Source organism: Bradyrhizobium japonicum USDA 6, assembly GCF_000284375.1.
GTDB lineage: Bacteria > Pseudomonadota > Alphaproteobacteria > Rhizobiales > Xanthobacteraceae > Bradyrhizobium > Bradyrhizobium japonicum.
Genome location: NC_017249.1, coordinates 9,165,915 through 9,191,798, shown reverse-complemented (window position 1 = coordinate 9,191,798; position 25,884 = coordinate 9,165,915). Strand labels below are relative to the sequence as shown.

The 25,884-nt window shown below is 60.4% G+C and carries 17 protein-coding genes and 10 pseudogenes; 13 read left to right on the top strand and 14 right to left on the bottom strand.

Annotated features, from left to right (window positions below; genetic code table 11):
- Positions 1-117 precede the first annotated feature (117 nt).
- Positions 118-330 carry an aldehyde dehydrogenase family protein gene (locus BJ6T_RS45030; protein WP_014498644.1) on the bottom strand — a complete coding sequence of 71 codons (213 nt, stop codon included), beginning with the start codon at positions 328-330 and terminating at the stop codon, positions 118-120.
- Between the two features lie 108 nt (positions 331-438).
- Here BJ6T_RS45030 and BJ6T_RS45025 point away from each other — a divergent pair.
- From BJ6T_RS45025 to BJ6T_RS42300, 6 genes and pseudogenes are all read left to right on the top strand, one after another.
- Positions 439-1,184 (top strand): annotated as a pseudogene (locus BJ6T_RS45025) (helix-turn-helix domain-containing protein); the annotation flags it as partial.
- A gap of 84 nt (positions 1,185-1,268) precedes the next feature.
- Positions 1,269-2,169 (top strand): annotated as a pseudogene (locus BJ6T_RS45020) (IS3 family transposase); the annotation flags it as partial.
- Between the two features lie 156 nt (positions 2,170-2,325).
- Positions 2,326-3,867 carry an IS21-like element ISFK1 family transposase gene (istA, locus tag BJ6T_RS42315; RefSeq protein ID WP_011090936.1) on the top strand — a complete coding sequence of 514 codons (1,542 nt, stop codon included), beginning with the start codon at positions 2,326-2,328 and terminating at the stop codon, positions 3,865-3,867.
- Between the two features lie 18 nt (positions 3,868-3,885).
- Positions 3,886-4,647 carry an IS21-like element ISFK1 family helper ATPase IstB gene (gene istB / locus BJ6T_RS42310; RefSeq protein ID WP_011090937.1) on the top strand — a complete coding sequence of 254 codons (762 nt, stop codon included), beginning with the start codon at positions 3,886-3,888 and terminating at the stop codon, positions 4,645-4,647.
- A 104-nt stretch (positions 4,648-4,751) separates the two neighbouring features.
- A pseudogene (locus tag BJ6T_RS42305) lies at positions 4,752-4,997 on the top strand (integrase core domain-containing protein); the annotation flags it as partial.
- 147 nt (positions 4,998-5,144) lie between these two features.
- A pseudogene (locus BJ6T_RS42300) lies at positions 5,145-5,779 on the top strand (transposase); the annotation flags it as partial.
- Here BJ6T_RS42300 and BJ6T_RS46815 read toward each other — a convergent pair.
- A complete protein-coding gene (locus BJ6T_RS46815) occupies positions 5,688-6,014 on the bottom strand; it encodes a hypothetical protein (protein WP_162130962.1) in 327 nt (108 codons plus the stop codon). The pseudogene BJ6T_RS42300 and the gene BJ6T_RS46815 overlap by 92 nt on opposite strands.
- Before the next feature lie 332 nt (positions 6,015-6,346).
- Between BJ6T_RS46815 and BJ6T_RS42295 the strand changes: the two genes are divergently transcribed.
- Entirely contained in the window at positions 6,347-6,676 is a 330-nt protein-coding gene (locus tag BJ6T_RS42295) for a hypothetical protein (protein WP_014498640.1), read from the top strand.
- Between the two features lie 141 nt (positions 6,677-6,817).
- A pseudogene (locus BJ6T_RS45015) lies at positions 6,818-7,367 on the top strand (transposase); the annotation flags it as partial.
- Here BJ6T_RS45015 and BJ6T_RS42285 read toward each other — a convergent pair.
- The 5 genes and pseudogenes from BJ6T_RS42285 to BJ6T_RS46810 form a co-directional block, all read right to left on the bottom strand.
- Positions 7,355-7,606: pseudogene (locus BJ6T_RS42285) on the bottom strand (transposase); the annotation flags it as partial. The pseudogenes BJ6T_RS45015 and BJ6T_RS42285 sit on opposite strands and share 13 nt — an antisense overlap.
- 551 nt (positions 7,607-8,157) lie before the next feature.
- Positions 8,158-9,204, bottom strand: a complete 1,047-nt coding sequence (locus BJ6T_RS42275) for a D-alanine--D-alanine ligase family protein (RefSeq protein WP_011090946.1) — start codon at positions 9,202-9,204, stop codon at positions 8,158-8,160.
- A complete protein-coding gene (locus tag BJ6T_RS42270) occupies positions 9,195-10,058 on the bottom strand; it encodes a 7TM domain-containing protein (protein ID WP_014498636.1) in 864 nt (287 codons plus the stop codon). The genes BJ6T_RS42275 and BJ6T_RS42270 overlap by 10 nt, the downstream gene beginning before the upstream one ends.
- Entirely contained in the window at positions 10,055-11,677 is a 1,623-nt protein-coding gene (locus BJ6T_RS42265) for a gamma-glutamyltransferase family protein (protein ID WP_014498635.1), read from the bottom strand. The genes BJ6T_RS42270 and BJ6T_RS42265 overlap by 4 nt, the downstream gene beginning before the upstream one ends.
- Before the next feature lie 7 nt (positions 11,678-11,684).
- Positions 11,685-12,737, bottom strand: a complete 1,053-nt coding sequence (locus tag BJ6T_RS46810) for a KamA family radical SAM protein (protein WP_016848546.1) — start codon at positions 12,735-12,737, stop codon at positions 11,685-11,687.
- 420 nt (positions 12,738-13,157) lie between these two features.
- Between BJ6T_RS46810 and BJ6T_RS45010 the strand changes: the two are divergent.
- Both BJ6T_RS45010 and BJ6T_RS46805 read left to right on the top strand, forming a co-directional pair.
- Positions 13,158-14,220: pseudogene (locus tag BJ6T_RS45010) on the top strand (IS630-like element ISRj1 family transposase).
- 6 nt (positions 14,221-14,226) lie between these two features.
- Positions 14,227-15,064 (top strand): annotated as a pseudogene (locus BJ6T_RS46805) (helix-turn-helix domain-containing protein); the annotation flags it as partial.
- 129 nt (positions 15,065-15,193) lie between these two features.
- Here the strand turns inward: BJ6T_RS46805 and BJ6T_RS45000 are convergent.
- A pseudogene (locus BJ6T_RS45000) lies at positions 15,194-15,433 on the bottom strand (transposase domain-containing protein); the annotation flags it as partial.
- 88 nt (positions 15,434-15,521) lie between these two features.
- On the opposite strand from BJ6T_RS45000, the gene BJ6T_RS42230 reads away from it, so the two are divergent.
- Positions 15,522-16,651, top strand: a protein-coding gene (locus tag BJ6T_RS42230) for an IS3-like element ISRj2 family transposase (RefSeq protein ID WP_085967575.1) whose coding sequence is annotated in 2 segments (ribosomal slippage) — positions 15,522-15,774 and positions 15,774-16,651 — 1,131 coding nt in all. Because the reading frame shifts where the segments join, the coding sequence is not laid out codon by codon here.
- Between the two features lie 404 nt (positions 16,652-17,055).
- Here BJ6T_RS42230 and tnpB read toward each other — a convergent pair.
- Together tnpB and BJ6T_RS42215 are read right to left on the bottom strand one after the other, a co-directional pair.
- Positions 17,056-17,412, bottom strand: a complete 357-nt coding sequence (gene tnpB / locus BJ6T_RS42220) for an IS66 family insertion sequence element accessory protein TnpB (protein WP_011090953.1) — start codon at positions 17,410-17,412, stop codon at positions 17,056-17,058.
- Positions 17,409-17,768, bottom strand: a complete 360-nt coding sequence (locus tag BJ6T_RS42215) for a transposase (RefSeq protein ID WP_276326033.1) — start codon at positions 17,766-17,768, stop codon at positions 17,409-17,411. The genes tnpB and BJ6T_RS42215 overlap by 4 nt, the downstream gene beginning before the upstream one ends.
- Before the next feature lie 194 nt (positions 17,769-17,962).
- Here BJ6T_RS42215 and BJ6T_RS42210 point away from each other — a divergent pair, with 194 nt between their 5' ends.
- Positions 17,963-18,307: a hypothetical protein gene (locus tag BJ6T_RS42210; protein ID WP_011084509.1), complete on the top strand. Its 345-nt coding sequence runs from the start codon at positions 17,963-17,965 to the stop codon at positions 18,305-18,307.
- Positions 18,308-18,831: 524 nt separating this feature from the next.
- Here BJ6T_RS42210 and BJ6T_RS42205 read toward each other — a convergent pair.
- The gene (locus BJ6T_RS42205; protein ID WP_014497999.1) at positions 18,832-19,053 is read right to left on the bottom strand and encodes a hypothetical protein; all 222 of its coding nucleotides are present in this window, start codon (positions 19,051-19,053) and stop codon (positions 18,832-18,834) included.
- 356 nt (positions 19,054-19,409) lie between these two features.
- Positions 19,410-20,169, bottom strand: a protein-coding gene (locus BJ6T_RS44995) for an IS5 family transposase (protein WP_110115808.1) whose coding sequence is annotated in 2 segments (ribosomal slippage) — positions 19,410-19,830 and positions 19,829-20,169 — 762 coding nt in all. Because the reading frame shifts where the segments join, the coding sequence is not laid out codon by codon here.
- A gap of 288 nt (positions 20,170-20,457) precedes the next feature.
- On the opposite strand from BJ6T_RS44995, the gene BJ6T_RS42195 reads away from it, so the two are divergent.
- The gene (locus tag BJ6T_RS42195) at positions 20,458-20,715 is read left to right on the top strand and encodes a WGR domain-containing protein (protein ID WP_011084508.1); all 258 of its coding nucleotides are present in this window, start codon (positions 20,458-20,460) and stop codon (positions 20,713-20,715) included.
- 50 nt (positions 20,716-20,765) lie between these two features.
- On the opposite strand, the pseudogene BJ6T_RS42190 reads toward BJ6T_RS42195, so the two are convergent.
- Both BJ6T_RS42190 and BJ6T_RS42185 read right to left on the bottom strand, forming a co-directional pair.
- Positions 20,766-21,087 (bottom strand): annotated as a pseudogene (locus BJ6T_RS42190) (DDE-type integrase/transposase/recombinase); the annotation flags it as partial.
- Between the two features lie 362 nt (positions 21,088-21,449).
- The gene (locus BJ6T_RS42185; protein WP_011090955.1) at positions 21,450-25,775 is read right to left on the bottom strand and encodes a Ulp1 family isopeptidase; all 4,326 of its coding nucleotides are present in this window, start codon (positions 25,773-25,775) and stop codon (positions 21,450-21,452) included.
- Positions 25,776-25,884: the final 109 nt, after the last annotated feature.

Below are 25,884 nucleotides of genomic sequence, written 5' to 3'. Positions count from 1 at the left end.
AACACCGATCCCGCTTACATCCATTTCAATGACGTCGTCGGGCTCGATCCGCTCGTCCAAAGATCGGCACACGACTACCCATCGCGCGCTAGAGCGAGACCGCAATGTACTTTGGTTTCAAGGTATTCCTTGATGCCTTCGGTTCGAGCCTTCACGACCGAGGCCGCTTGCCTTGCTGCCACCGAAGGGCGCCGCCCGATCGGACGCAAGTCCTCTGTTCAGCGCGACCATGCCGCTCTGCATTTGCCCGGAAAGGCGCAAACCACGCTTCAGGTCCTCGGTGTAGACGTAGGAAATCGGCCCAAATTCGGTGTCGTTGGCCAACTTCACGGCGCGCGCCTCATCGTCGAAGGGTGTTCGCCGTCAGGACCTGTGAGACAAATTGAAGGATTTTGCGGAGGGAGGATTTCTGGTTCATCGTAGCCACCAGGAGCGAAGATGAAGCAGAAATCCGTACCGGGCAAAGTGCCGCAGAACAAGTTCTAAAAGACATTCTGCGACAAACCCGCCGGCATTATTCGTCGGAGGAGAAGATCCGCATTGTGCTGGAAGGATTGCGCGGCGAGGAAAATATCTCCGAGCTCTGTCGCCGCGAGGGCATTGCCGCCTCGATGTATTACGGCTGGTCCAAGGAGTTCCTCGAGGCCGGCAAGCGCCGCCTGGCGGGCGACACGGCACGAGCTGCGACCTCCGGCGAGGTGAAGGATCTCCGCCGGGAGACTGTTGCCCTGAAGGAGGCCGTAGCCGATCTGACCCTGGAGAACCGTCTGCTCAAAAATAGCATGAACGGGCTCTATAGGTGAATGCTCCGCATTCACCTGTCGGGTGAGAGAGGGGGAGGACGAGGCATGAGGTATCCCGCCTCTGAGAAGGCCGAGATCATCCAGCAGGTCGAGCAATCGCATCTTCCCGCCAAGCGCACGCTGGACAAGCTCGGTATCCCGCGCGCCACATTCTATCGCTGGTATGATCGCTACCGCGAGGGAGGCGTTGAAGCGCTGGCCGATCACCGGTCTCGACCAGACCGGGTCTGGAATCGCATCCCCGACGATGTGCGGGGTCAGATCATCGACCTGGCGTTGGAGTTGCCTGAGCTGTCGCCACGCGAGCTGGCCGTGCGGTTCACCGACGAACGAAAGTACTTTGTATCCGAGGCCTCGGTCTACCGGCTGCTGAAGGCAGAGCTGGCCCCGCAAATTCGGACAGTAGCTTGAGTGGATTTTCTGCCTGACAGCGGCGAGGATTCTTGCTGCGAATCAGGAGCGAAGATGACGAAGAAGAGCCGCCGGACGCATTCTCCGGCATTCAAGGCGAAGGTTGCTTTGGCTGCGGTCAAAGGCGACAAGACACTGGCGGAGCTGGCGCAACTGTTTGATGTTCATCCGAACCAGATCACGATCTGGAAAAACCAGCTCCTGGAAGGCGCCGCCGGCGTGTTTGGGCATGACAAGACATCGGCCGAGACGCCGGTCGATTTGAAGGCGTTACATGCCAAGATCGGCGAGCTGGCGTTGGAAAACGATTTTTTGTCCGGCGCGCTCACCAAGGCGGGCCTGCTGAGCGCAAAGCGATGATCGACCGCGGTCATGATCTTTCTATCGTGCGCCAGGCGAAGGTCCTGAAGCTGGCTCGCAGCACGGTCTACTATGAACCTCGGCCAGTTTCGGCCGAGGACCTTGCCTTGATGCGTCGGCTCGATGAGCTGCATCTCGATTATCCCTTCGCGGGAGCGCGTATGCTGCGATCGTTGCTGCGGCGGGAGGGCGTATACGCCGGTCGCCGCCACATCGCGACGCTGATGAAGCGCATGCGGATCGAGGCGGTCTATCGTCGCCCGAACACGAGCAAGCCGGCTCCGGGTCACAAGATCTACCCGTACCTGTTGCGCGGATTGAAGATCGAGCGGCCCGACCATGCGTGGGCAATGGACATCACCTACATTCCGATGCGGGTGGCTTCGTCTATCTCGCGGCGGTCGTCGATGTGTTCAGCCGACGGGTCCTGGCCCATCGCGTCTCGATCACAATGGAGGCGGCCTTCTGCGTCGAAGCGGTCCAGGAGGCGCTGGCGAAGCACGGCAGGCCCGAGATTTTCAACACGGATCAGGGCAGCCAGTTCACCAGCCTCGAGTTCACCGATGTGCTGCTGGACGTGCGCGTTTCGCGGGATCGTGAGCGCGGATTTCAGGGGATCGTGAGCAGAGATTTCAGACGATCGTGAGCAACGATTTCGCGGGATCGTGAGCAAGGCTTTCGGAGCCTTGCAGCGCTTCGGCCGACAACTCAACCGGCTTAGGGATGACCTCGTGGTTAACGAGGAAGCCCAATGCCTACCCAGAGATTGTCGATGCGCCGGATCAAGGAAGTCCTTCGGTTAGAACATTTTCAAGGCCTGCCAGAGCGGGCCATCGCGCGGAGCGTGGGCGTCAGCAACGGCGTTGTGCACAGCTACCTGAGCCGCGCCCGCTCTGCTGGGTTGAGCTGGCCGCTTCCGGAGGGAATGACCGATGAAGACCTGGAGCTTTTGCTTTTCCCAGCCCCACGACCAGCGTCTCAGAGCCCGCAGCGGCCGGTGCCCGACTGGAGCTACATCGATAAGGAGCTCCGCCGGCGCAACGTAACCCGTCGCCTGCTCTGGGAGGAGTATCGCGCCGTTAATCCCGACGGTTTCGGGTACACGTGGTTCTGCACTACCTACGAGGCCTGGAAGGGGCGGGTCCGACCTTCGATGCGGCAGATTCATCTGGGCGGCGAGAAGGTGTTCGTGGATTTCGCCGGCGACACCATCGACATCGTCGATCCCCTGACCGGGGAAGTGCAGCCGATGAAGCTGTTCGTCGCGGCGATGGGCGCTTCGAACTACACCTACGCCGAGGCCTGCCCCAGCGAGAGCTTGGCCGACTGGATCCGGGCCCACGTCAACTTGTTCACGTTTTTGAGCGGTGCGCCGACGTTCGTGGTCTGCGACAACCTCAAAGCCGCCGTCAGCAACCCCGACCGCTACGATCCCGGCCTCAATCGCACTTATGCCGAGATGGCGAGCCATTACGGCACGGCCATTCTCGCCGCACGGCCGCGGCGCCCAAAAGACAAGGCGAAGGTCGAGGTCGCGGTGCAAATCGCCCAGCGCTGGATTCTGGCCCGGCTGCGCAATCAGCGCTTCTTTTCCCGGGCCGAGCTCAACGCCGCCATCAAGACACTCGTCGACGAACTCAATGCTCGTCAAATGCGTGGCTTCGGCTCAAGCCGCGCCGAACTGTTTGCCGAACTCGACAAACCCAAGCTAACCCCGCTGCCAGATCAGCCTTATGCCTTCGCACGCTGGAAGCGCTGCCGCCTCGCTCCCGATTATCATGTCGAGGTCGACGGCCATTGGTACTCCGCGCCGTATCGTCTGATTGGCGAGCTGGTCGATGCCCGTATCGACGATCGGACGGTCGAGATCTTCCACAAGGGCCAGCGGATCGCCAGCCATGCCCGCGCGCCCAACCGACGCGGACACACCACCATCGCCGACCACATGCCCAGCGCCCATCGCCGCTACGGCGAATGGACCCCCGCCGCGGTGATCGCCGCCGGCGAGCGGATCGGTCCTTCGACAGCAGCGTTTTTCCAGGCCGTGATCGACGCCCGGCCCCATCCAGAACAAGGCTTTCGAACCTGCCTTGGCATTCTGGCGCTCGTCAAAAGCTACGGCGCCGAACGCCTCGACGCAGCCTGCCGGAGGGGCATCCTCATCAAGGCGCGCTCCGTCGCCTCGATTAGATCGATCCTCCAGAACGGCCTCGATCGCACGTTCTTCGACGAATCTTTCGAGCACCAGCCCCTGCGCCACGGCAACATCCGCGGACGCGACTACTTCCACTGAAGCAAGGAGAGACCCGGCATGCTTAACCACCCAACCCACGAACGGCTGATCGAGCTTGGCCTGACCGGAATGGCCAAGGCCTTCGAGGAGCAGCGCCGATCGCCCGATCTCGAAGCCCTGCCGTTCGAAGATCGCATCGGCCTGTTGGTCGACCGCGAAGCCGCCGAACGCGACACCAGGCGGCTCACCACGCGCCTCAAGATCGCCGCACTGCGCCAGACTGCTTGCGTCGAGGACGTCGATCTGCGCACCCCGCGGGGCATCGACCGCGCCGTTTTCGCCAAACTCGTCGAAGGTCGCTGGATCGATCGCCACGAGAATTTGCTCGTCACCGGGGCAACCGGCCTGGGCAAAAGTTGGTTAGCCTGCGCGCTCGGCCACAAGGCCTGCCGCGACAACCGATCAGTCCTCTATCATCGCGTTCCAAGGCTGTTCGAGGCGCTCGCGCTCGCGCGCGGAGACGGACGTTACGCCCGGCTCCTCAAAAGCCTCGGCCGCGCTCAGCTTCTGATTTTGGATGATTGGGGACTATCGGTGCTCACCGCCGCGGAACGCCGCGATCTGCTCGAAATCCTCGAGGACCGACATGGCCGCGCATCCACCATCGTCACAAGTCAGCTCCCCGTGGACACCTGGCATGGAGCCATTGGGGACCCCACGGTCGCCGACGCCATTCTCGATCGCCTCGTCCACAACGCCCACCGCCTCCAGCTCACCGGAGAAAGCATGCGAAAACGCAGCGCCAAAACCATCACCCTTGACGGCCAACCAGAACACTGACTCTATCTCCCATCGGCCGTAGCGGGCTGCTCACGATCGTCTGAATTCAGTGCTCACGATCGCGCGAAATCGATGCTCACGATCCGTGAAATCCGCAGCTGGACGCGAAGATCGCCATCAGCATGGACGGCAAGGGCGCCTGGCGCGACAACGTGTTTGTCGAGCGGCTCTGGCGCACGGTCAAATACGAAGAAGTTTATCTCCGCGCCTACGACAGCGTGTCCGAGGCGCTAGCGTCAATTGCCAAGTATCTGGCCTTCTACAATCAGGGACGCCCTCACTCGAGCCTTGACGGGCGCACGCCCGACGAGGCTTACTTCGGCACGCAAGCTATGGTGATGGCCGCATGACCGTCGCCGACGGTTTTGTCGTCGCTCTGGTCGGGCTACGCCCTCCCGACGCAACGACAAAACCGTAAAGCCTCGCGTTCAGCATAACCCGGCAGGAATCCACTTAAATCCAGCGGGGCGCTGTCCAAACAACCGGGGCCAGCTCTGGCGCATGACCTCATCACCAGCCCGGCCTATGTGGTGATCAAGGCCGCGAACGAGTTCAAGGACAAGACGACGGCCGTCAGTCAGCTCTGGCAGACCGACTTCACCTACCTCAAGATCACCGGATGGGGGTGGTACTATCTCTCGACCGTGCTTGACGACTTCTCGCGCTACATCGTGGCCTGGAGGCTTGGTCCCACCATGTGCGCTTCCGACGTCACAGCCACCCTCGACCAGGCACTCGCTGTATCCGGCCTTGACCACATCGCCGTCGCGCACCGGCCAAGGCTTCTCAGCGACAATGGTTCGAGTTACGTGGCGGACGATCTGGCCAAGTGGCTCGACCAGAAGGGCATGCAGCATGTGCGCGGCGCTCCGTACCATGACCCAGGGAAAGATCGAGCGGAAAGATCGAGCGCTGGCATCAGACGCTGAAGAACCGCATCCTGCTCGACAACTACTACCTGCCCGGTGATCTCGAACGTCAGGTACGGGCCTTCGTCGAACACTACAATCACGTCCGTTATCATGAGAGCATCGACAACCTCACAGCAGCCGATGCCTACTTCGGCAGGGCCGAGGCGATCCTCGCAGAACGAAAACGCATCCGAGGGAAACGATCCATTTTTCCATCATGACCGTGATCCCAAGCTCTTTTTCCGTCTCTATCCTTGCTGCGTTGAGTGCTGCGACCGCTTGCGTTTGGTCGACAAACGAACCCTCCAAGGTGGTGTTCGGAAGAGTAAATAGAGTGTCGTCATGGTCCAGAATCCAGGGAAACCAGCCGTACTCGATCGCATTTGTAAGAAAGTGTTCGTGCGGGTCTGGCCTAGCCTCTTTTAGATCGTACGAGGCAATAAATGTGGGCATCATGGTTGCTCCACTCTGCGGCGCACACGCGGACTTGGAGGCACGCGGACATGACTCGACGCCGTGGAGAGTGAAAACCCGCCGCTGTTCCTGCCGCGCCCACGCTGCCAGTGAAGTTGGCGGCGGTGACTCGGCGCTCACGGCTCCGGAAGCGCTGTCCCCACCACGCGCTGCAAACTTCGGTGGCCAGCCTTCGCCCTTGGATTAGCGAGACCGACCACCTCCCCGAGAGGCTCAATTCCAAGGGCGCTACCAGACAGTATCGCTGAGAACGACTGGAAGCACCTACCAAGATTGGTTGGTGCCGATCTGATGTGGCCTGGGGCAAATGCGCCATGGCGACTGAATTAGATACGATTTTTGATGTGATTGAGCGTCACCGCGAGCTTTCCGCGCAGCACGCCGCCGCGGCATCGGTATCCTCGAAACTTGTCGCAGGTCCCGAGTTTGATGCCGCCGACGCGATCAGCGAGGAAAGAGGGTTGGCTCTCGAGGAGTATGCAGACGTGCTCATCCACTCCAAGCCTACTACGCTTGCGGGCGTAATCGCCCTGAGCCGCTACGTAGCCAGCCTACCGGCTTGGCTGCTGTCTGATGAAAATGATTGGCACCAATCGTTTCTGAGGACGCTGACGGACGCGGTGGATGAGATCGGTGTGAGGTAGCGCCACCTCTGGAATTGAACCGGCCGGTGCGCGGGAAGCGCAAGAGAGCTATCGCTGAAAGTTGGTGACGGCGGAATCGCAAAGGCGGCACCCCGTGGGGGGCTTGACGCCTCCACTTCTCCACCGAAGGAGCGATATGCCGTGTCCAACGATAACGTCATCCAGCCGATTCAGCCAGGAATCGTTGACGATCAACTCACAGAAGTCTTGCGCAACGGGGCACGTGCCTTCTCGCCAAGGCGGTCGAGGCCAAAGTCGCAGACTTTCTCGGCCAGCATGCCGATTTGAAGACCGCGGACGGCCACCAGCGCATCGCGCGCCACGGTCACCTGCCGGAGCGCGAGGTGATGGCCGGCATCGGTCCGGTCGCCGTCCGCCGGCCGCGTGTACGCGCTCGCGAGGCGGCCGCTACCTGGGCGCCGGTTCTCTCCGTCGATGCTGCGGCCAACATGCGCCACTCCAAGTCGATCGAGACACTGCTGCCGATCCTTTACCTGAAAGGGATCTCGACCGGCGACTTCTCCGAGGCGCTGCCGGCGCTGCTCGGCAACGATGCTGGCGGGTTGTCGGCATCCGCGATCGGCCGGCTGCAGGACGTCGGATTGACGAGCACGCCGCGTGGCAGAAGCGCGATCTGTCGGCGAAGCGCTACATCTACATCTGGGCCGACGGCATCCATTCCAAGCACCGCCCGCACAGCGCTTCGTCAGACAGATTGTGCATATGTTTGAGGATGAACAGCCCGGCCACGAGCCTCGTTGGCAGCGGCGGCTGGCCCGGCCCGGTGCGACACACCGAGCTGAAGCGCTTCGCCAGAAAATCCCAATCAATCTCCGCCGCAAGCCGCACCAGCGGATGACGAAGGTTGATGATCGCATCCAGAGAAGCCCGAAATAGGTCGTCCTGGCGATCGTCGCGCGGCTGACTCACGGCCCGTTCTCCAACAGCGAATCTTGCCGTCAAAGGAATCACGATCCACCAAAATCCGGTATCCCAAAACGCAAGAAACCGACCCTCCCCCGGCTTTCTTGCAAAATCGAATACTTGCTCAGGTTAAATCATCGCGACGTATCAATCGCTTCCGAATTCTTCACGGGCGGCTAGCGAAGAATTTGAGGAGCTGATCTCGTCGCAGCGTCTTGCGAAAGATGACGACTCCTGAAACATCCGAGCCATGCACCTTGCCAGTCTCCCGGCGCACCAACTGTAAAGCTAAGATAACGAGGCAGTCGGTACCGGTCGTTATCGCGGTCTGCATATGTCGCCGCATTTCCCGCCAGGTCCTTTCGCGCACGCAAGCCGTTTCCGCCCATCCCTCCGGAAGTGCCGGCACCAACAACCCGAGCGCACAGCTTCAGCGATCGTCTGCATCATCAGTTTCGAGTCCGGCAGGAAAACCGCCCTCCATTTGCCTGTGCAAACATCGCTATTGTTGCTCCGCCGAACCATACGATCGACAAAAAGTGACAGCTCTCAACACACTACCCAGCGGCATAATAAATCCGCTCGCGATTTGACGGTTGTTCGGCCTGGGAAATGCCAGTTCCGAAATACCGCGCGTGGGCGACGTCGAGGATACCGTTGACCAAACTCGAGAAGGTGTACCCGGCGGCTTTCGCGGCCAGGACATAAGACGCGCCGATACCGAGTGCGGCCATCGAGTTGATCTCCAGGACAAAGGGGTGCCCGGAGCGGTCGATCCGGATGTCGACGCGGGCGTAATCCCGGCAGCGGCAGGCGCGGAAGGTCGCAACCGAAATATCCCGCAGTATTGTCGCGAGATTGCTCCCGACCTGCGCCGGGCAAATCTTCTGGGGCTCCACGACCGCCATGTGCATCTTGTCTTCCCAAGTGATAAGACGCGTCTCGCGCTCGCCGAAGTCCTGCTCCACCAGAGGCAACGCCTCAAGCTCTCCGTTTCCCAGCAGGGCAACGCAGATCTCCCGCCCTTCGATGTATTCTTCTACGAGTGCATCCTGCGCATATTGCGTGACGATCACTTCTACGGCCTGTCTCAACTGGGCGGGCTCATATACGAGCTGCAATCCGAAGCTCGTGGATTCATGACGCGGCTTTACTACCAACGGGAAGCACAGATCGCCGGTACTCTCGGTGCCCCTACGCATCACACGAAAGTTCGGCGTCGGCACGCCGCAATCGCGGATGAGCTGTTTGGTAATGGCCTTGTCGAGCGCCAGTGCGTGCCCGAGCGGGCTGGAGCCGGTGTACGGAACGCCAGCCATCTCGAGCATGGCCGGAACGTGCGTGTAGCGGCACTCGCCCTGAATTCCGTACGCCATGTTGAAAACGATCCCTGAAGGGCGGGCTTGCGAATCGGGTGGCATGAACCGCTCAAGCGTCGCGAGCAGTCCTTTATCACCTTCGCACAGCAGCGTGTCGTGGTTACCCTCTTGCAGTGCCGCCACCACGCTTTCGACCGTCTTGCGGCCGTATTTCTCCGGGCAAGGTTGACCGAAGTGGTTGATCACGCCCCTATGATCATCGTTCCACACGACGGCTACCCGCATGAGCTGCTCCCTGTATGTTGCCGGCTTTCACGTTCATTCGCCTGGATTTGGCAGATCGAGAGGGACGGCTCGCCTGGAGTGCCCGCGCCCCAAGGCCAGGCGACGAGCGGGTTCACTCCTTCCAACAAGCGGAAATCGAGATACTTGTTGATTAGCAAAATGCACCCGGCCTGCACCAACAGCAGTTCCGGGAATCGCAGGAAGAGTTCCAACGTGCCTGGCAAACTCGATAGAGCCACGATGATGAGGGCGGCCAACACCGTCGTGAAGGCGCGCCAGATCGCTTCACGGACTCCATTTTGGTCGAGCACTTTTGCGAAGCTTTCGCAGGTCAAACACAAGGCGATAACCGGAAAGAACGCAATCTCACGAAGCCAGGCGATATGCCACCATTCCCCCGCGGTCAAAGGCGCAAACAGCAGCGCTGCCGCCAAGCTCAACAGCACAGCCACTCGCGCGTAACTGTGGTCTGTCTTGAGCAGCGGCCGCAAGGCGACAACGACGAGGAGTACGAACAGCAGGAAGGCAAGGCTGATCGGGATGCTGACGGTATCGAAAGCCATCGCCAACAAGATCGGCCGAAGAAGCCCCAGCACCCTGACGCCAAGAGTGAGGCGAAAGAGTACGACGAAGACAGCTCCCAAGGAGACGAACACCACGCTCTCGGCTGACTTGTGGAACTGGGCCGGTAACTCTGTGAGCGAAACAAAACTCGCACTGATGGACGAAGTCGATAGCATCGGCAGTTTGGCGAGCGCTACGCCGAGCGGCAGGACAAAGAGGCCCACGAGCAACCAATCGGTCTTTGGCGCGGCGTCCGCCGAGGCATTCTTATTTCTGCACGTTTCACTCAAGAGAGCACCTCCACCAGGCCATCACGCCGGGGATCGGCAGCGCCTTTCGCGCTTCCGTCAGTCATGAGTTGGAGCGCGTTGACCGAACCCATCGCAAAATTGAGTCGTGATTTGACGATTGGGATGCGGTTACGGGCGCGCAATCTTGCCAACAGGGCATTGCTGGCTGCCGGCCGCTCGATCCAGACTTTGCGACCGACCAGTCCATGTACGCGAGGCGCCGCCACAGCGTCCGTGATATCCAAGCCCAAGTCGATGACTCCACTTAGGACATGGAGAATTGCCGAAATGATCCGTCGACTGCCGGCGGCGCCCAGTGCCAGGAGCGGGCGGCCGGTGGCGCCCTGTAACACCAGCGTTGGGGCCATGTTCGAGCGCGGTCGACAACCTGGTCCGAGCTCATAGGGGTGAGAAAGGCGGGGACACGTGCACAGATAATTGTTGTAGAGGAAACCCAGATCCCGGTGTGCCACCTTGGCGCCGAACACCGATTGGATAGACTGTGTCAGCACTACAATGATGCCATCTCGATCGCAGACCGAAAGATGGGTCGTATCGCCCGGTTCTTCGGCACTGTCGGTCGCGAGCTCTTTGGTACTTTGCGGCGCCAGGATGCTATCTGCGACTTGCCGCGCGTAATCTTCGCTCAACCGCCCTTGACGCGATTGCGGAATGAGATCATCGGGCAGCAACGGGCGGAGCTCCCGCTCGCGAAAGACGGCGGATGACGCGAGCGCGATCGCTTCGTGCCAGCTATCGTCGGATGACTCCGAGTTTGTCGCTGATATCTGCGCGATGATGTTAAGTGCAAACAAGAGTTGCAGTCCGCCGCTAGGCGGCGGGATGCTGAGAATCCGATGGCCGCGATAGGACGTCGAAACCGGCTCCACCTGTGCGGGCGGACCGCAGCTTGCTAGATCTTCTTCGGTGATGAGACCGCCGGCCGCTCGCATATCGGCTGCGATCTGCCGGGCAATTCCGCCGTGATAGAAGTCCTCGGTGCCGAAATCGGCCAACCGGCGAAGCGTGCCCGCGAGCTCCGGTTGTCGAAACATGTGGCCGATTTCCGGTGGCAGACCGTCTTGGAGAAACAGCTCACCGGCCGGCGATGCTCGCAGATCATCGGCCACCCATCGGGCTTGTCGGTGCTGCAATGGCGTGATCGGATAGCCTTCTTCCGCAATGCGGATCGCTGGCGCCATCACAGTTTCGCGGCTGAGCACGCCGTATTTCCTGTGCGCCCAGTCCAGCGTCGCGGGAGTCGATGGAATCGTGCAGGAGCGATACCCGCGCCGCTGCTGGCCCGCTTTGATCGTGTCGAGCGAAGCGGCTGCGGGCGCACGGGAATGTCCGTCGATGATCCGAATTCGATCATCCGCAAAACGGACGAGCAACACGGTCTGCCCGCCCAGACCCGATGCACTGGGTTCGCACACGCAAAGCGCCCAGGCGGCGGCCACAGCGGCGTCGATCGCGTTTCCGCCGGCGCGCAGGATTTCCACCCCGGCTTCGGTAGCGTTCGGGAAAGCCGTCACCACAGCCTCGTGGCGCTGCCCTACGGAAGCGGCAGGGCCGTCGAGCTCCACGCGCTCCAAGTTGGGCATCAGCATCGCGCGCATTTCGATCTCAGCCTTCGGGCAAATCGTCCAACCAGCAGGCGCCCTCGACGTGCCGCCGGGAAAAGACCTTTCCGAGTTCTTCGGGAATCTTGTTTTGATGATATCGCATATACACGCGGCCATCGGCACCAAGGTCGAGAACCTCGATCTTCCCCGTGTAATGGGACATGATGTATTTGAACGTCTTCTGGATACCGCTGAGACGTCGGTTGATGCCGCGCGCGATCTCTATACCGCGCCGCAGCGAGACCTGAAAGTGCGATGCGCCTTTCACCGGCCTGCCTTGAAAAAGATAATAAGGGCGGACGCCCATTTGGTGACACTTTGCAAAGGTCGCCGCCAAGATTTCGGGATCGTCGTTGACTTTCGCCAGAAGCACGGACTGATTCAGAAACTGCACGCCCTGTGCGCGTAGCGCGCGAATGTTGCGCTCCGCATCGACCGAGATCTCGCCGATGTGGTCGAAATGCGCGACGATCACTGCGGTCTTTCCCGCTTCACTGATCCGCCGGAACAACGCCGGGAGTGCGGGATCCTCAAACCGCCTGGGTGCGAAGGCGACTATTTTTGTGCCGAATCGAATTGACTCCAAGTGCGGGATCGGTAGCAGATGATCAAGAATCTTGCCGAGCTTAGCGGTGCTGAGCACGAACGGGTCGCCTCCAGATAGCAGCACGTTCGTCATCTCAGGATGGCCGGCGATATACTGCGCGACCCGGGCGAAATCGGGCGCGATCTCATCGGAGTCCTTGCCGACGATGCGTTTGCGAAAGCAGTAACGGCAATAGGACGCGCAACGGTCCGTTACCAGCAGCAGACCGGTCTGCGCGTATTTGTGCTGAAGCCCGGGCACGACGGTATTGTCATGCTCGCCGCTGGTGTCAAGACTTCCGGGACTCTTGAACTCAGCAATTGTGGGCTCTACAATGTATTTAAGCTGGTCGTAGTAGCCACTGTTGGTGATCTGATCGCGATAAAAATTTGTGGCGTGATACTGCGTGATGTTGTTGGCTTGCAGCTCACTCTCGGTAATGGCGCGCGCGCCCTCGATGAAATTCATGACCGCGGTGTGCGGCCGCAGGCCGTGCGCGATAGGCCGTGATGAGGTGCGCAAACCCGCGCCTCCGGGGTTGTCAGCATGAACAACTCCTTGTTGATCTTGTGATGAGGACGGTATCTCGACCACCGGACGTCTTCCGGTGGCGACGCGAGCTTGCGCAGATCGGCCTAGCATCTTGTTCGTCATAGCTGATTCTCCCCAGCGCGTGGACCGGAACTGATCCCCGGGCAAAGTCTGGACTAGCAATTGATGTGCCACCAGAGACTCTGTGTAGTTAAGCTTCAATGACAATAGGATGATGCGTCTCTTCTGCGCAGCACGAGACGCAGAGTCGGGTTGCCGACATTGTGTCACCAGCCGGACGCGAGTGAATACTAGTACCCACTTTTCTTGGAACGTGAGTCGTGATTCAAGGTCGGGATGATACCCGAAGCAAGAGAAGTCCACCTTTCGAGGAAAGATCGCAAGGTGCTTGAGGCGTGCTGTCGCTCACCGGTGACGTTGCAGCGCGATTTGAAGCGGGCGCGGATAGTTCTGTTGGCGGCGGATGGGCGCAGCACCCGGTCGATCGCCAAGGAAGTTGGGGTCCAGCCGCGGATTGTCAGCCTTTGGCGGCATCGCTATGCCGACCATGGCCTTGAAGGGCTGCAAGACAAGCCGCGGCCTGGCAAGCAGCCGATCTATACGAAGACGACCGACAAGCGGATTCTGAAGCTGCTGGATAAGCCGCCACCGCAAGGGTTTGCGCGCTGGACCGGCCCCCTGCTGGCCGAGGCGCTGGGCGATGTCGATGTCCAATATGTCTGGCGGTTCCTGCGCAGCCACAAGATTGACCTGGTGGCTCGCAAGTCCTGGTGCGAGAGCAACGACCCGAACTTTACGGCCAAAGCCGCCGATGTTGTCGGCCTCTATGTCGCGCCGCCGGCGAAGGCCATTGTGCTGTGCGTGGACGAGAAGCCCTCGATCCAGGCTTTGGAGCGAGCGCAGGGTTATCTGAAGTTGCCCAATGGCCGCGCCTTGACCGGCCAAAGCCACGATTACAAGCGGCATGGCACCACAACATTGTTTGCGGCGCTCGAAGTCGCCACCGGAAAGATCATCGCGACCCATTCAAAACGCCGGCGCCGCGTCGAGTTTCTCGATTTCATGAACAGCGTCACCGCGGCTTTTCCGAACCGCAAGCTTCACGTCATCCTCGACAACCTCAACACCCATAAAAAGAACGAGGACTGGCTCAAGGCCCACCCCAACGTGCAATTTCATTTCACGCCGACAAGTGCGTCATGGCTCAATCAGGTCGAAGTATGGTTTTCCCTTGCAGGGGCAGTCGCTCAGCGGCACCTCCTTCACGAGCCTCAAGCAGCTTCAGGAACACATCGATGCCTACGTCAACGCATACAACGACAGAGCCGAGCCCTTCGTCTGGACCAAGAAAAAGGTCCGTCAACGCCGTTTCAAAGGCCGCCGTATCACTCAGCTCTGATTCCGGGTACTAGAAGGATTGCGCGGCGAGGAGAACATCTCCGAGCTTTGTCGCCGAGAAGGCATTGCCGCCTCGATCTATTACGGCTGGTCCAAGGAGTTTCTCGAGGCCGGCAAGCGCCGCCTGGCCGGCGACACGGCACGAGCTGCGACCTCCGGCGAGGTGAAGGACCTCCGCCGGGAGGCCGGCGCCTTGAAGGAGGCCGTCGCCGATCTGACGCTGGAGAACCGTCTGCTCAAAAAAAGTATGAACGGAGATGGGGAGGACGAGGCATGAGGTATCCCGCCTCAGAGAAGGCCGAGATTCATCCATTTGGTCGAGCAATCGCACCTCCGGCCAAGCGCACGCTGGACAAGCTCGGGATCCCGCGCGCCACATTCTATCGCTAGCATGATCGTTACCGCGAGGGCGGCATCGCCGCTCTGGCCGATCATCGGTCTCGACCAGACCGGGTCTGGAACCGCATCCCGGACGATGTGCGGGGCTAGATCATCGACCTGGCGCTGGAGTTACCTGAGCTGTCGCCACGCGAGCTGGCCGTGCGGTTCACCGACGAACGAAAGTACTTTGTATCCGAGGCGTCGGTCTATCGGCTGCTGAAGGCGCATGACCTCATCACCAGCCCGGTCTATGTGGTGATCAAGGCCGCGAACGAGATCAAGGACAAGACGACGGCGCCGTCGCGCACCGGCCAAGGCTTCTCAGCGACAATGGTTCGAGTTACGTGGCGGATGATCTGGCCGAGTGGCTCGACCAGAAGGGCATGCAGCACGTGCGCGGCGCTCCGTACCATCCTCAGACCCAGGGAAAGATCGAGCGCTGGCATCAGACGCTGAAGAACCGTAAGCGACGTTCGCGTCCCATTCGCAAAGGTTTGGCGTGGGGATTGCAGTCTGTTGATCAACGTGTTTGCAAATCGTTGGCGGGGGGTATGGAGGCGGCAACGACGGAGAATTACGAGGTGCGGCCGAACGACCAGCTCGTCGATCCGGGACTGCGGGTGACCGGTTGCGATCGCTTTGAGCGTCGCTTTCATCCAGACGTAGGGCTCCACGCTGTTGATTTTGCAGGTGGCGATGAGCGAAGCTATGCGCGCCCATGAACGACCACCTTCGTCGTGACCAGCAAATAAACTATTTTTACGCGTCAGAGTCAGCGGCCTGATTTGATTTTCGACGGGATTGGTGTCCAACTCAACGCAACCATCGTCGAGAGAGCTGGCCCCGCAAATTCGGACAGTAGCTTGAGTGGATTTTCTGCCTGACAGCGGCGAGGATTCTTGCTGCGAATCAGGAGCGAAGATGACGAAGAAGAGCCGCCGGACGCATTCTCCGGCATTCAAGGCGAAGGTTGCTTTGGCTGCGGTCAAAGGAGACAAGACACTGGCGGAGCTGGCGCAACTGTTTGATGTTCATCCGAACCAGATCACGATCTGGAAAAACCAGCTCCTGGAAGGCGCCGCCGGCGTGTTTGGGCATGACAAGACATCGGCCGAGACGCCGGTCGATTTGAAGGCGTTACATGCCAAGATCGGCGAGCTGGCGTTGGAAAACGATTTTTTGTCCGGCGCGCTCACCAAGGCGGGCCTGCTGAGCGCAAAGCGATGATCGACCGCGGTCATGATCTTTCTATCGTGCGCCAGGCGAAGGTCCTGAAGCTGGCTCGCAGCACGGTCTACTATGAACCTCGGCCAGTTTCGGCCGAGGACCTTGCCTTGATGCGTCGGCTCGATGAGCTGCATCTCGATTATCCCTTCGCGGGAGCGCGTATGCTGCGATCGTTGCTGCGGCGGGAGGGGGTATACGCCGGTCGCCGCCACATCGCGACGCTGATGAAGCGCATGGGGATCGAGGCGGTCTATCGTCGCCCGAACACGAGCAAGCCGGCTCCGGGTCACAAGATCTACCCGTACCTGTTGCGCGGATTGAAGATCGAGCGGCCCGACCATGCGTGGGCAATGGACATCACCTACATTCCGATGCGGCGTGGCTTCGTCTATCTCGCGGCGGTCGTCGATGTGTTCAGCCGACGGGTCCTGGCCCATCGCGTCTCGATCACAATGGAGGCGGCCTTCTGCGTCCAAGCGGTCCAGGAGGCGTTGGCGAAGCACGGCAGGCCCGAGATTTTCAACACGGATCAGGGCAGCCAGTTCACCAGCCTCGAGTTCACCGATGTGCTGCTGGACGCGAAGATCGCCATCAGCATGGACGGCAAGGGCGCCTGGCGCGACAACGTGTTTGTCGAGCGGCTCTGGCGCACGGTCAAATACGAAGAAGTTTATCTCCGCGCCTACGACAGCGTGTCCGAGGCGCGAGCGTCAATTGCCAAGTATCTGGCCTTCTACAATCAGGGACGCCCTCACTCGAGCCTTGACGGGCGCACGCCCGACGAGGCTTACTTCGGCACGCAAGCTATGGTGATGGCCGCATGACCGTCGCCGACGATTTTGTCGTCGCTCTGGTCGGGCTACGCCCTCCCGACGCAACGACAAAATCGTAAAGCCCCGCGTTCAGCATAACCCGGCAGGAATCCACTTAAATCCAGCGGGGCGCTGTCCAAACAACCGGGGGCCAGCTCTCTCGTACTCCTTCACGAGCAGTTCGAGGCGTTCGACGCTCTCTTTGGACGCAGCCAGTTCACTCTCGACATGAAGGCGCGCCGAGCATTCATCGTCTGCGCGACGACGCTCGGCTTCAATCATCGCTTCCTGCGCGCGGAAGAGCGCGCGCAAATCGGCGGGCAGCGCTGCAAGACGGGCGGGATCAATGGGGGACGGCGGCACATCCGCAAGCTATCATCCCAAAGCCCCGCGCGAAACAGGTTGTCGGGTCTGAGTCAGTTCGCCGCAGCTGGCGTCGCGACAATCCGTTCGCCCACTCGCTTCCAGTTCAGCCCTTCAAACAGCGCTTCGAACTGCACGCGCGTCAGATGCATGACGCCGTCGCTGATCTGCGGCCACTCGAAACGACCATCGCGGCCAAGGCGCTTGTAGACCAAAACGAGGCCCGTGCCGTCCCATAGCAAAATCTTCAGCCGGTCGGCGCGCTTCGAACGAAAAACCACGATCAGGCCCGAATGCGGATCGAGCCCAAGCGTGTTTTGCACAAGACCGGCCAGCGCGTCGTGCCCGCACCGGAAGTCAACAGGACGCACAGCAAGCACAATCCGCAGTCCCTGCGCCGGAATGATCATGCGCCGCGCTCGATCGCAGTCACGATCTCCGCGATCCGCACCGCCGACACGTCCGCATCCAGGCGGACCGAAACCTTGCCAATCGTAATCTCGACGGGCCCCTCGCTCTTGCCTGACGCCACTGGATCGCTCAGCTCGATCGACACGAAATCCGCCGCGTCGTCCGTGACCAATGCGAGCCGGCCAGCACGCGCCAATCTGCGCCACGTCGTCAACTGCTGGGCCTTCACACCATAACGCCGTGCGACATCACATACCCGGGCGTCGGGCTTCATGCTCTCGAAAACAGCGCGCCCCTTGATCTCCGCAGACCATAACCGGCATCCAGAACGCGTCCGGCGCGTAAGCTTCCCCACAAAGCCATCAGCTTCGGCTCCTCCCCCGATTGTTCCATCGCCTTCAGTCTCCTCTCGGCTCTCTGACAAGCCAAGGATCGCAGAGCGAAAGCCGAAGCGAAACCAGTCAATCAAATGGGAGAAAAGCTCCGCTTACAATTTTTGCTCGTTCAGACCGACACAAATTGCTCAAAGATTCGTGGAGAGAAAAGCAGATGAGCGATGAGCCCGACCTCGAGAGCAGAGTCGTTGCAGCGATACGACACTATCGTGCGGCGCTCGACGTGGCGGAAAACCTGGAACGAGAGGACGCGTGCGCGCATCGAGCGCTGACGAGCACCCTGCTCGATTTGGAGCGTGCCCTGCGAGGCGAAGCGGCCCCGCATCTCAACAACAACCTGTTTGAGACCGGCTCCACGGCGGTTGCACGGTCGGATAAAACATGGGCCGACCTGGTCGAGGCGACTGCGAGATTGGATTCGGCCCGTCGAACCTTAGCTGCTCTGGAACGGCAGTTGGGATATCTTCCAAAAGTCTCGAGGGGAGCGGATCACAAGTGAGGTTAGATAAGAGTCTCGCACGATCGGAAGGTTTCCCGACCATTTCAGAGCGGCGGCGGCAACGCTCTGACGGGCTCGTGTCCCAGCCAAAATCCCGCGCCCAAAACAGACCTCTCTGCGTCCTCGTGTTTGGGACCGCCGAGGTACAGCGCGCGAATCGGGACCTTGCTGGATCCCAACCTTCCAACTTTCCCGCCGCCTCGCCGCGTCCTCCTATGCAGGAATAGACCTCGACGCACTGGCTCGATCGTCCTGTCGAGCGTGCACAGTTTCTGATGACGCTGACCAGCGCGAGTCCTGGTTGAGTTTCTTCTGCTTGTGACTCGGCGTGGAAACGGCATTGCAGCCTCTTCGATCTTCGGCGCGGCTGCGATCATGTGATCAAGCTCTAAAAAGTGGTTCGACGACAGGCAGGCGCTTGAGGCCAGCGTCAACGTTGTCGGAAAAGTGGAAGCCGTGCCGGCTCACACCGTAATCAAAACAGACGTCAAGCGCCAATCCAAGGGCCAGAGCTGCGCTTACGATCAACGTCGAACCGATGCGTTCGAACCACCAATCTCATTGGTGGCGCCTGCTCCGGTGCGATCGATGACCCAGGCCACCATGTAGCCCTTGGCCTGCTCGGTCTGCACCTGCCGGAGGGCCTCAGAGTAGGTTAGTAAGGGCTCTTGCGCCGGGTAGACGGCGCGGTCGGTCGGGGTGACAAAGTGATGGCAGCACACGCGATAGTCTTTAGCCTCGAACATCGGAATCCTCCTCTCGCCTCAGGTTGCGCGGCCATACGCGCTTTCAGATACTGCCCTACCACAGAGAATGCGGCCTTTAAGAGGCCGCGCGCTTCTTCAACACCCCATAAGGTTGGTCGGGCTGCCAGACGCAGGTCGGCGATGTCCGACCACATCGCGCGCTTGATTCTCTGCAGCAGCACCGGCAAAGAAGTGCCCGGGTGTCATTCCATAATTCACCCGTGTCCGGACTTCGATTTCCCGTTCGTCCGCAATTGCTCCGTCGATCGCTCAACGGCTGCACCGATGTCACCTAGTCAGCTTTCAAACCTTGCTGAGGCTGCTGGATCGACAATGCTTGGACCTAGGGTCCAGACTCAATTGAGCCAATATGCGACGAGAGCGGCGAGATGAACAGCGGCCAAAAAATTACGGGCGAGCTTGTCATATCGCGTGGCGATGCGCCGGAAGTCCTTGAGCCTGCAAAAGCAGCGTTCGATGACATTTCGTCCTTTGTAGGCGCGTTTGTTGAAGCGATGGATGACGACACGGTTAGATTTATTGGGGATTACGGGCTTGGCGCCACGACGAATGATTGCGCCGCGAAGCTTGTCGCCATCATACCCTTTGTCGGCGAGGAGCACGCTCATGGGTGGCGCGAGCGCCAGGACATCGGGAGCCGCAGCGATATCGGCATCTTGGCCTGGAGTCAGATGCAGGACGACCGGCCGGCAGAGCGGATCGCTCAGCGCATGGATTTTTGTCGTGCGGCCTCCGCGCGAGCGGCCGATTGCTTGATTGTGCTCCCCCTTTTCCGCCGGAGGCACACCGGTGAGCTTTAATCGAGGTCGAGTCGAGCGACAGTACGACGCCGTCTTCGCCAGGCTTGGCCAGCGCTTCGAAGATTGCGCACCATCGTCCTCGCTTGGCCCAGCGATTGAAGCGATTGTAGATCGTCGTGTAAGGGCCGTATTCACGTGGACAATCACGCCATCGTGCACCCGATTGCAGCATGTGAATGATGCCGCTGACGATGCGTCGGTCGTCGTCCCGATCCGGCCCCGTCAGTCCCCTCGGCAGATGCGGTTCGATACGCGCCCATTGCCTGTCGTTCAGCCAAAACAAACCAGCGCGCATTCTCTCGCCCCCGAATCAACACGTAGGCAAGAGAATCACGTGGCGCTATTTAGGTACAGACCCTAGCTCCGGCGCGATTCAGTGAGCTTCTCGATCAGTTCAGACTGCGGTCTCGGTTTTGCCGCGAGACGGTGGGGTTCAAATCGGGCCGTGGAGCCTCCACATCATCGCCACAGTCCGAAGACACCCGCCTGGTGCAATTGATGTAGCGAGAGAATGAATCGTTTGGCCCTGATCGATTCATAGAAAGCATTGGACCTCGCTTCCACAGGAAGCGAGAATCCATGCATGCCGAACCTTAAGCTAGGGCCGCTTCACCTTCGCCGCATCGACACCACCCGCAACATGCGGCGGTTTTACTTGCTTTCGATCCAACCGACCTTGTTCGGCGGGGTCTCGCTGATCCGCGACTGGGGCCGGATCGGCACGACCGGCCAGACGATGGTGCAGACTTTCGATGCCAGCGCTGAAGCGGGCGAAGCATTCGGACGGCTGGAGCGCGCCAAGCGCAGGCGCGGATACACCTCTGCTGAGGAGAGAGTCTGAGGTTTCGTCAATTTCCCGGGGATTACGGATCCACTTACGATGCCTGGAACGTGAAGTGACAGAAACCGTTGAGCCTGACGGGACGATTTGAAACGCTTCATGATCCGCCGCGTTGCCGCGTCGGCTGATGAGAATTCTCAGCCCGATTGTTGAGAGCTCTGTGCTGGCGATGTTCGACGAAAAAGCCCATCTTCGCCCTCGCAGCGCCGTGCGAACGCTTGTCCGTGATCATCACGCGCGGCGGCGTGCCGGCGGATTTCAAGAGCTTCTTCATGAGCCGCTGGGAAACCGGAAATACAACCAAACGGCATAGCTGATCACTTCCGATGGGAAGCGATGGCGGCGATAAAGAGGGTCCCGGGCGGTCGGCATGCCGGTCGTCTACCCCTCGGCCGCTCCAATTCGTTAACTTGACGGTACCCGCTGCTCGTCGACAGCGATGGCACGATCATCGCGGGCGAAGGCCGATACCTGGCCGCGCGAAAGCTCGGTCTCCTCGAGGCGCCGGTCAGCTGACCGGTCTTTCCGAAGCGCAGCGTCGCGCGCTCGCCCTTGCCGACAACCGCATCGCGCTGTCGGTGGTCCGGCGGCTCGTCGGATACGGGCGCTTCGACGGGGGCGAGACGGCCCGCGTGATGGCACGTCTCTACGCCGCGGCGCGCCTGCTGGTGAACTTCTTCCAGCCGTCATTCAAGCTCAAAGAGAAGCGCCGCGAGGGTCCGCCCACGGCGACATCAACCCCTGAGTCGCGCTTGCAGTGCCTGCCGATTGGCAACGACGTTGCTGAGGTTCAGCTGGTCTGGCTCCCGTCCTTGCGCCAATTGCCTAACCAGCTCCCGCGTGCCGTCCACGACAAAGACGCCGCAATCACAAGTGTTCTGCTGCTGGGCCATGCCGGCGGGCTGCAGGGCGAGGTTCAGCCTTTCTGCGAGTTGTCTTGCATGCGTCTCGTTGTATCTCCCGTAGGAATCGTAGTGATAGGCGACAGGCCGTTGCCGGTTGCTGCGATCAACGAACAGCAGCGACCAATGCCTGCCGCGGTCCGTAGCACTGGCATCGTTCACTGGCAGCAACAGGAAGTCGGCTGTATCGTTATCACGCCGATCATGGACGATGCGATGGAATACGCGTAGCACGTCGCTCTCCGCGCCCAGGCGCAGCCGCAGCGCTTCGAGGGGATCTACGAACCGCGTCCGGGCGGCGAGATCCGAATCGCTCCTCTGCAAATCCAGCTCCTGAAGCTGGTAATCCCTGAGGATATGCTCGTCGCCCAGCCATTCCGTGTCCTCGAGCACCAGCCCGCGGTTATGGGACAAGGCTATCGGATTCAACGCCCCGATCTGAGCATCGGAGGAGGTGATCGGAAACCGCCGCACGATATCGTCGCGCAATGGGGACGGTGCGGGCGCGGTCAGATCAACCAATGGAAGACCGTCGTAGGTGTCTGAACGAGCCCTGGCAGAAGGCGCTGGCGCAAAGTGAGCACTGTCATCCAACTCGGCCGCATCCGGATCAAGCAGTGCCCCAAACCCACGATAGAGATCCTGAGCCCTGGCAGTTGATGGTGATGCCGGTTCTTGCATCTGCCGCGCAAGCTCCTCGCTCAACCACGCCAAAGCGTCATCGTCCGAGTGGGCGGACACCGGAGAAAGCCCCTGCGGCGAGCCGAGCTGTCGAGCGCCCTGGTGATGCCCCGGTACCGGCCCGGCAAACGGCGGCGGAAAGCCAGGCGCCCGGCTCCAAGCATTGTCGCGCAACTCAAATGATGTGGGCGAATTCGGATTAAACGATACCTCAAGACCGCCGTAGGTGTCTGAGCAAGCCCTGGCAGAAGGCGCTGGCGCAAAGTGAGCACTGTCATCCAACTCGGCCACATCCGGATCAAGGAGTGCCTCAAATCCACGATAGAGATCCTGAGCCCTGGCAGTTGATGGTGATGCCGGTTCTTGCATCTGCCGCGCAAGCTCCTCGCTCAACCACGCCAAAGCGTCATCGTCCGAGTGGGCGGACACCGGAGAAAGCCCCTGCGGCGAGCCGAGCTGTTGAGCGCCCTGGTGATGCCCCGGTACCGGCCCGGCAAACGGCGGCGGAAAGCCAGGCGCCGGGCTCCAAGCATTGTCACGCAACTCAAATGATGCGGGCGAATTCGGATTAAACGACACCTCAATACCGCCGTAGGTATTTGAGCGAGCCCTGGCAGAGTGCGTTGGCGCTGCTTCCACGGTCGGCCGGGCAGGTTCCTGCCCAGCTTGGACTATGTCCTGCGCCTGCTCAGGAGGAACCTCGGGCCACGATGGGCCGTCTTCCACCATTAAGCGCAGATCCTGATCGTAACCTTCCGGGAGGACCAATGGCCGACTGACAGCTCGCTGCCGCGCGCTGTGCTGCGCAGCGGCGCCCCCGACGTACATCGCGACCGCATGCGGCGCCGTGACATCTTCGTAGCCGCTCCGCAGCAGCATCGGCTGCGTCTCCCATGACGACGTACCCTGTTGATGGGTAGGCGCCGGTGTCGGCTGGCCGCCTGAATTGGCGATCTCGCTCAGCTGCCGCTCGCCGGCAACGCCTTGCGGATTGTTTAGGGTCCTCTGCCTCTTCGCTGGCCTCAACTCAGCTGTGTCATGCTCATCGTTGATGAGGACCTCCTCGCTTGGCAGGCGGTTGCTCCTGGCAAGCGCAGCCATCGGCTCGTCCGGGGACTGCTGGCGGTCGGGCTCTCCGGGATCCGGTGCCTGGTCATGGCGCGCGGCTGGCTCGAGAGATGACGACGAGCGGGGTTCGTCCATCAGCCCCAAAAGCAAATCCTGATCGCGGCCTTCCGCGGGAAGCTCCTCTGGCCGACGGCCAGTTTCCTGCGACGCGCTGTGCTGCGCAGCGGCGGCGTCGACGCGCCTCGGCTCCATCAGTACCGTGTCTTCGGGATTGATAAAGGCCACGTTCTGGGGGTGAGGATTCAGCTTAGCGCGTCGTGAGATCGGCACTTCGCCCGTCGACCGCAAGGTCCGGAGATAGTCGATTGCCTGAACGAGTCTCTTTGGATTACCCTCTCCGGTGAACTCGAGCACCTCACCGCCATCGGTCAGCGACTTATTGTCGAGCCGATCACGAATGCTCGGTTTTTCTTTTGCGAAAAGCCAACGGCTAAAGCTACGAAGGGAACCTCCGTGCTGCTCGGCAGCGGATTTGCTGAACCCGCCCTTGATGAGGGCCCTCTCAAGCCCCGAAATAAGGGGAGCATCCACGGAATAAAGAGGCTGCTTCCTCTTCCCTATCACAATCCAAGTTGACTGAGCCGACTGCGGCGCCGAGGACGACGGGCCGGGTTCATCCATCAGCCCCAAAAGCAAATCCTGATCATGGCCTTCCGCAGGAAGCAATTCCTCTGGCCAACTGCCACCCTTCTGCGACGCAATGTGCTGCGCAGCGGCGTCGCCGACCCGCCTCGACTCCCTCAGGGCCGCCTCTTCGGGATCAATATGGCGCTCGTGCTCCATCGCCTCAGCGCCGGCCTGCGATTTTCGGAGACGAGCCAGTGCGGCACCAATCCTGGAATCAGCACCGGCGACCTTCCTATAGCTCTCGACATCTCCATCAAACGACGTGCCGAGCCCAGCAGCAATGCCCGGCCTGTTGTTGTCACGCAGGTAGTCGCTGAAATTGCGAAGAGCAGTTGCATCCCTCTTGCCGGCATCTGTCGCTACTTCGTTTTTGTACTCTTTGATGAGTGCCGCGTCCTGGGGATAAGGATGCAACTCAGTGCGGCCTGCGATCGGCACGATTCCGCCCGTCGACCGCGAGGTCCTGAGATGGTCTATTGCCCTATGGAGTGTCGCGGGACGCTTTTCGAACAACTCGCGCGCATCAGCGGTCAGTGACTTTTCGTCGTCGAGCCGAGCAGCAATGGGATCTTTGTTATTTGCGTAGAGCCTCTGGCCAAAGCTGAGAAGAGTACGTACATGGTCCTTGGCGGTGCCTTCGGCGGCCCCGCCCTTGATGAGGGCCTTCTCAAGCCCCGAAATAAGGGCAGCATCCTCGGGATAAAGAGGCCGTCTCCTCCTCCCTCTCAAAATCCCAGTTGACTGAGTCGGCTGCGGCGCCGAGGACGACGCGCCGGGTTCGTCCATCGGCCCCAAAAGCAAATTCTGATCATGGCCTTCCGCAGGAAGCAATTCCTCTGGCCAACTGCCAGCTTTCTGCGACGAACTGTGCTGCGCAGCGGCGTCGCCGACCTGCCTCGACTCCTTCAGGGCCGCGTCTTCGGGATCAATATTGCGCTCGAGATCCATCGCCTTAGCGCCGGCCGACGATTTTCGGAGACGATCCAGCGCGACACCGATTTTCGAACGAAAAGCGGAGACTTTCTTATAGCTCTTAACATCTTCATTTAACAACTCGCCGCGAAGCCGACCAACAATACCCTTCTTGTTGTTGTCACGCAGGTAGTCGCTGAAATTGCGAAGAGCGGTTGCATCCCTCTTGCCCATCTCTGACGCTACTTCGTTTTGGTACTCTTTGATGAGTTCCGCGTCCTGCTGATAAGGATTTACCTCAACGTGGCGTGTGATCGGCACGACTTCGCCGGTCGACTGCGAATTTCGGAGATGACCTATTGCTGTAAGAAGTTTCCAGGGCTCACCCTCTCCGCTGAACTCGCGCGCATCTTGAGACAGCGATTTTTTGTCGTCGAGCCGAGCAGAGATGCCCTTTTTGTTATTTGCGGAGAGCCAATGGCCAAAGCCGCGAAGAACACGTAAATAGTTATTGGTGGTGCCTTTGGCGGCCCCGCCCTTCGTAAGGGCCTTCTCAAGCCCCGAGATAAGGCGAGCATCCTCGGAGTAAAGGATCTGATTGCACTGCCTCCCTATCAAAACCTCCGTTGATTGAGCCGGCTGCAGCGCAGCGGCGGCCGGCATTGCTCCACCACCCACACCTGAACTGCTGATCTCTCTCAATTGCCGCTCAAAGGTCGCCGCGGCTGCAGACGGAGCCGCGGGTGAGCTCTCTTGCGGACCCGTGCTGCCCGATTGTTCATGCACCGACTTGGTCAAGGGGAAATCCATCCGTCCTCTTCAAATATGAACCTGGGCTATCGATCTGACATGCCGGGCAATCAGCAACAAACCGCCCTTTACAGCGCCGGCAGGCACGCACCGTGAGCATCGGCAGCGG

Excerpts from the sequence above, each read along its gene's own strand:
- tnpB (WP_011090953.1), bottom strand. The coding sequence starts at position 17,412 with ATGATCATTCCGGCGCAGGGACTGCGGATTGTGCTTGCTGTGCGTCCT.
- BJ6T_RS42195 (WP_011084508.1), top strand. The coding sequence starts at position 20,458 with ATGCCGAACCTTAAGCTAGGGCCGCTTCACCTTCGCCGCATCGACACC.
- istB (WP_011090937.1), top strand. The coding sequence starts at position 3,886 with ATGCTTAACCACCCAACCCACGAACGGCTGATCGAGCTTGGCCTGACC.
- BJ6T_RS42210 (WP_011084509.1), top strand. The coding sequence starts at position 17,963 with ATGAGCGATGAGCCCGACCTCGAGAGCAGAGTCGTTGCAGCGATACGA.
- BJ6T_RS42205 (WP_014497999.1), bottom strand. The coding sequence starts at position 19,053 with ATGTTCGAGGCTAAAGACTATCGCGTGTGCTGCCATCACTTTGTCACC.
- BJ6T_RS42275 (WP_011090946.1), bottom strand. The coding sequence starts at position 9,204 with ATGCGGGTAGCCGTCGTGTGGAACGATGATCATAGGGGCGTGATCAAC.
- BJ6T_RS42265 (WP_014498635.1), bottom strand. The coding sequence starts at position 11,677 with ATGCGCGCGATGCTGATGCCCAACTTGGAGCGCGTGGAGCTCGACGGC.
- BJ6T_RS42185 (WP_011090955.1), bottom strand. The coding sequence starts at position 25,775 with ATGGATTTCCCCTTGACCAAGTCGGTGCATGAACAATCGGGCAGCACG.
- BJ6T_RS46810 (WP_016848546.1), bottom strand. The coding sequence starts at position 12,737 with ATGAATTTCATCGAGGGCGCGCGCGCCATTACCGAGAGTGAGCTGCAA.
- istA (WP_011090936.1), top strand. The coding sequence starts at position 2,326 with ATGCCTACCCAGAGATTGTCGATGCGCCGGATCAAGGAAGTCCTTCGG.
- BJ6T_RS46815 (WP_162130962.1), bottom strand. The coding sequence starts at position 6,014 with ATGATGCCCACATTTATTGCCTCGTACGATCTAAAAGAGGCTAGGCCA.
- BJ6T_RS42295 (WP_014498640.1), top strand. The coding sequence starts at position 6,347 with ATGGCGACTGAATTAGATACGATTTTTGATGTGATTGAGCGTCACCGC.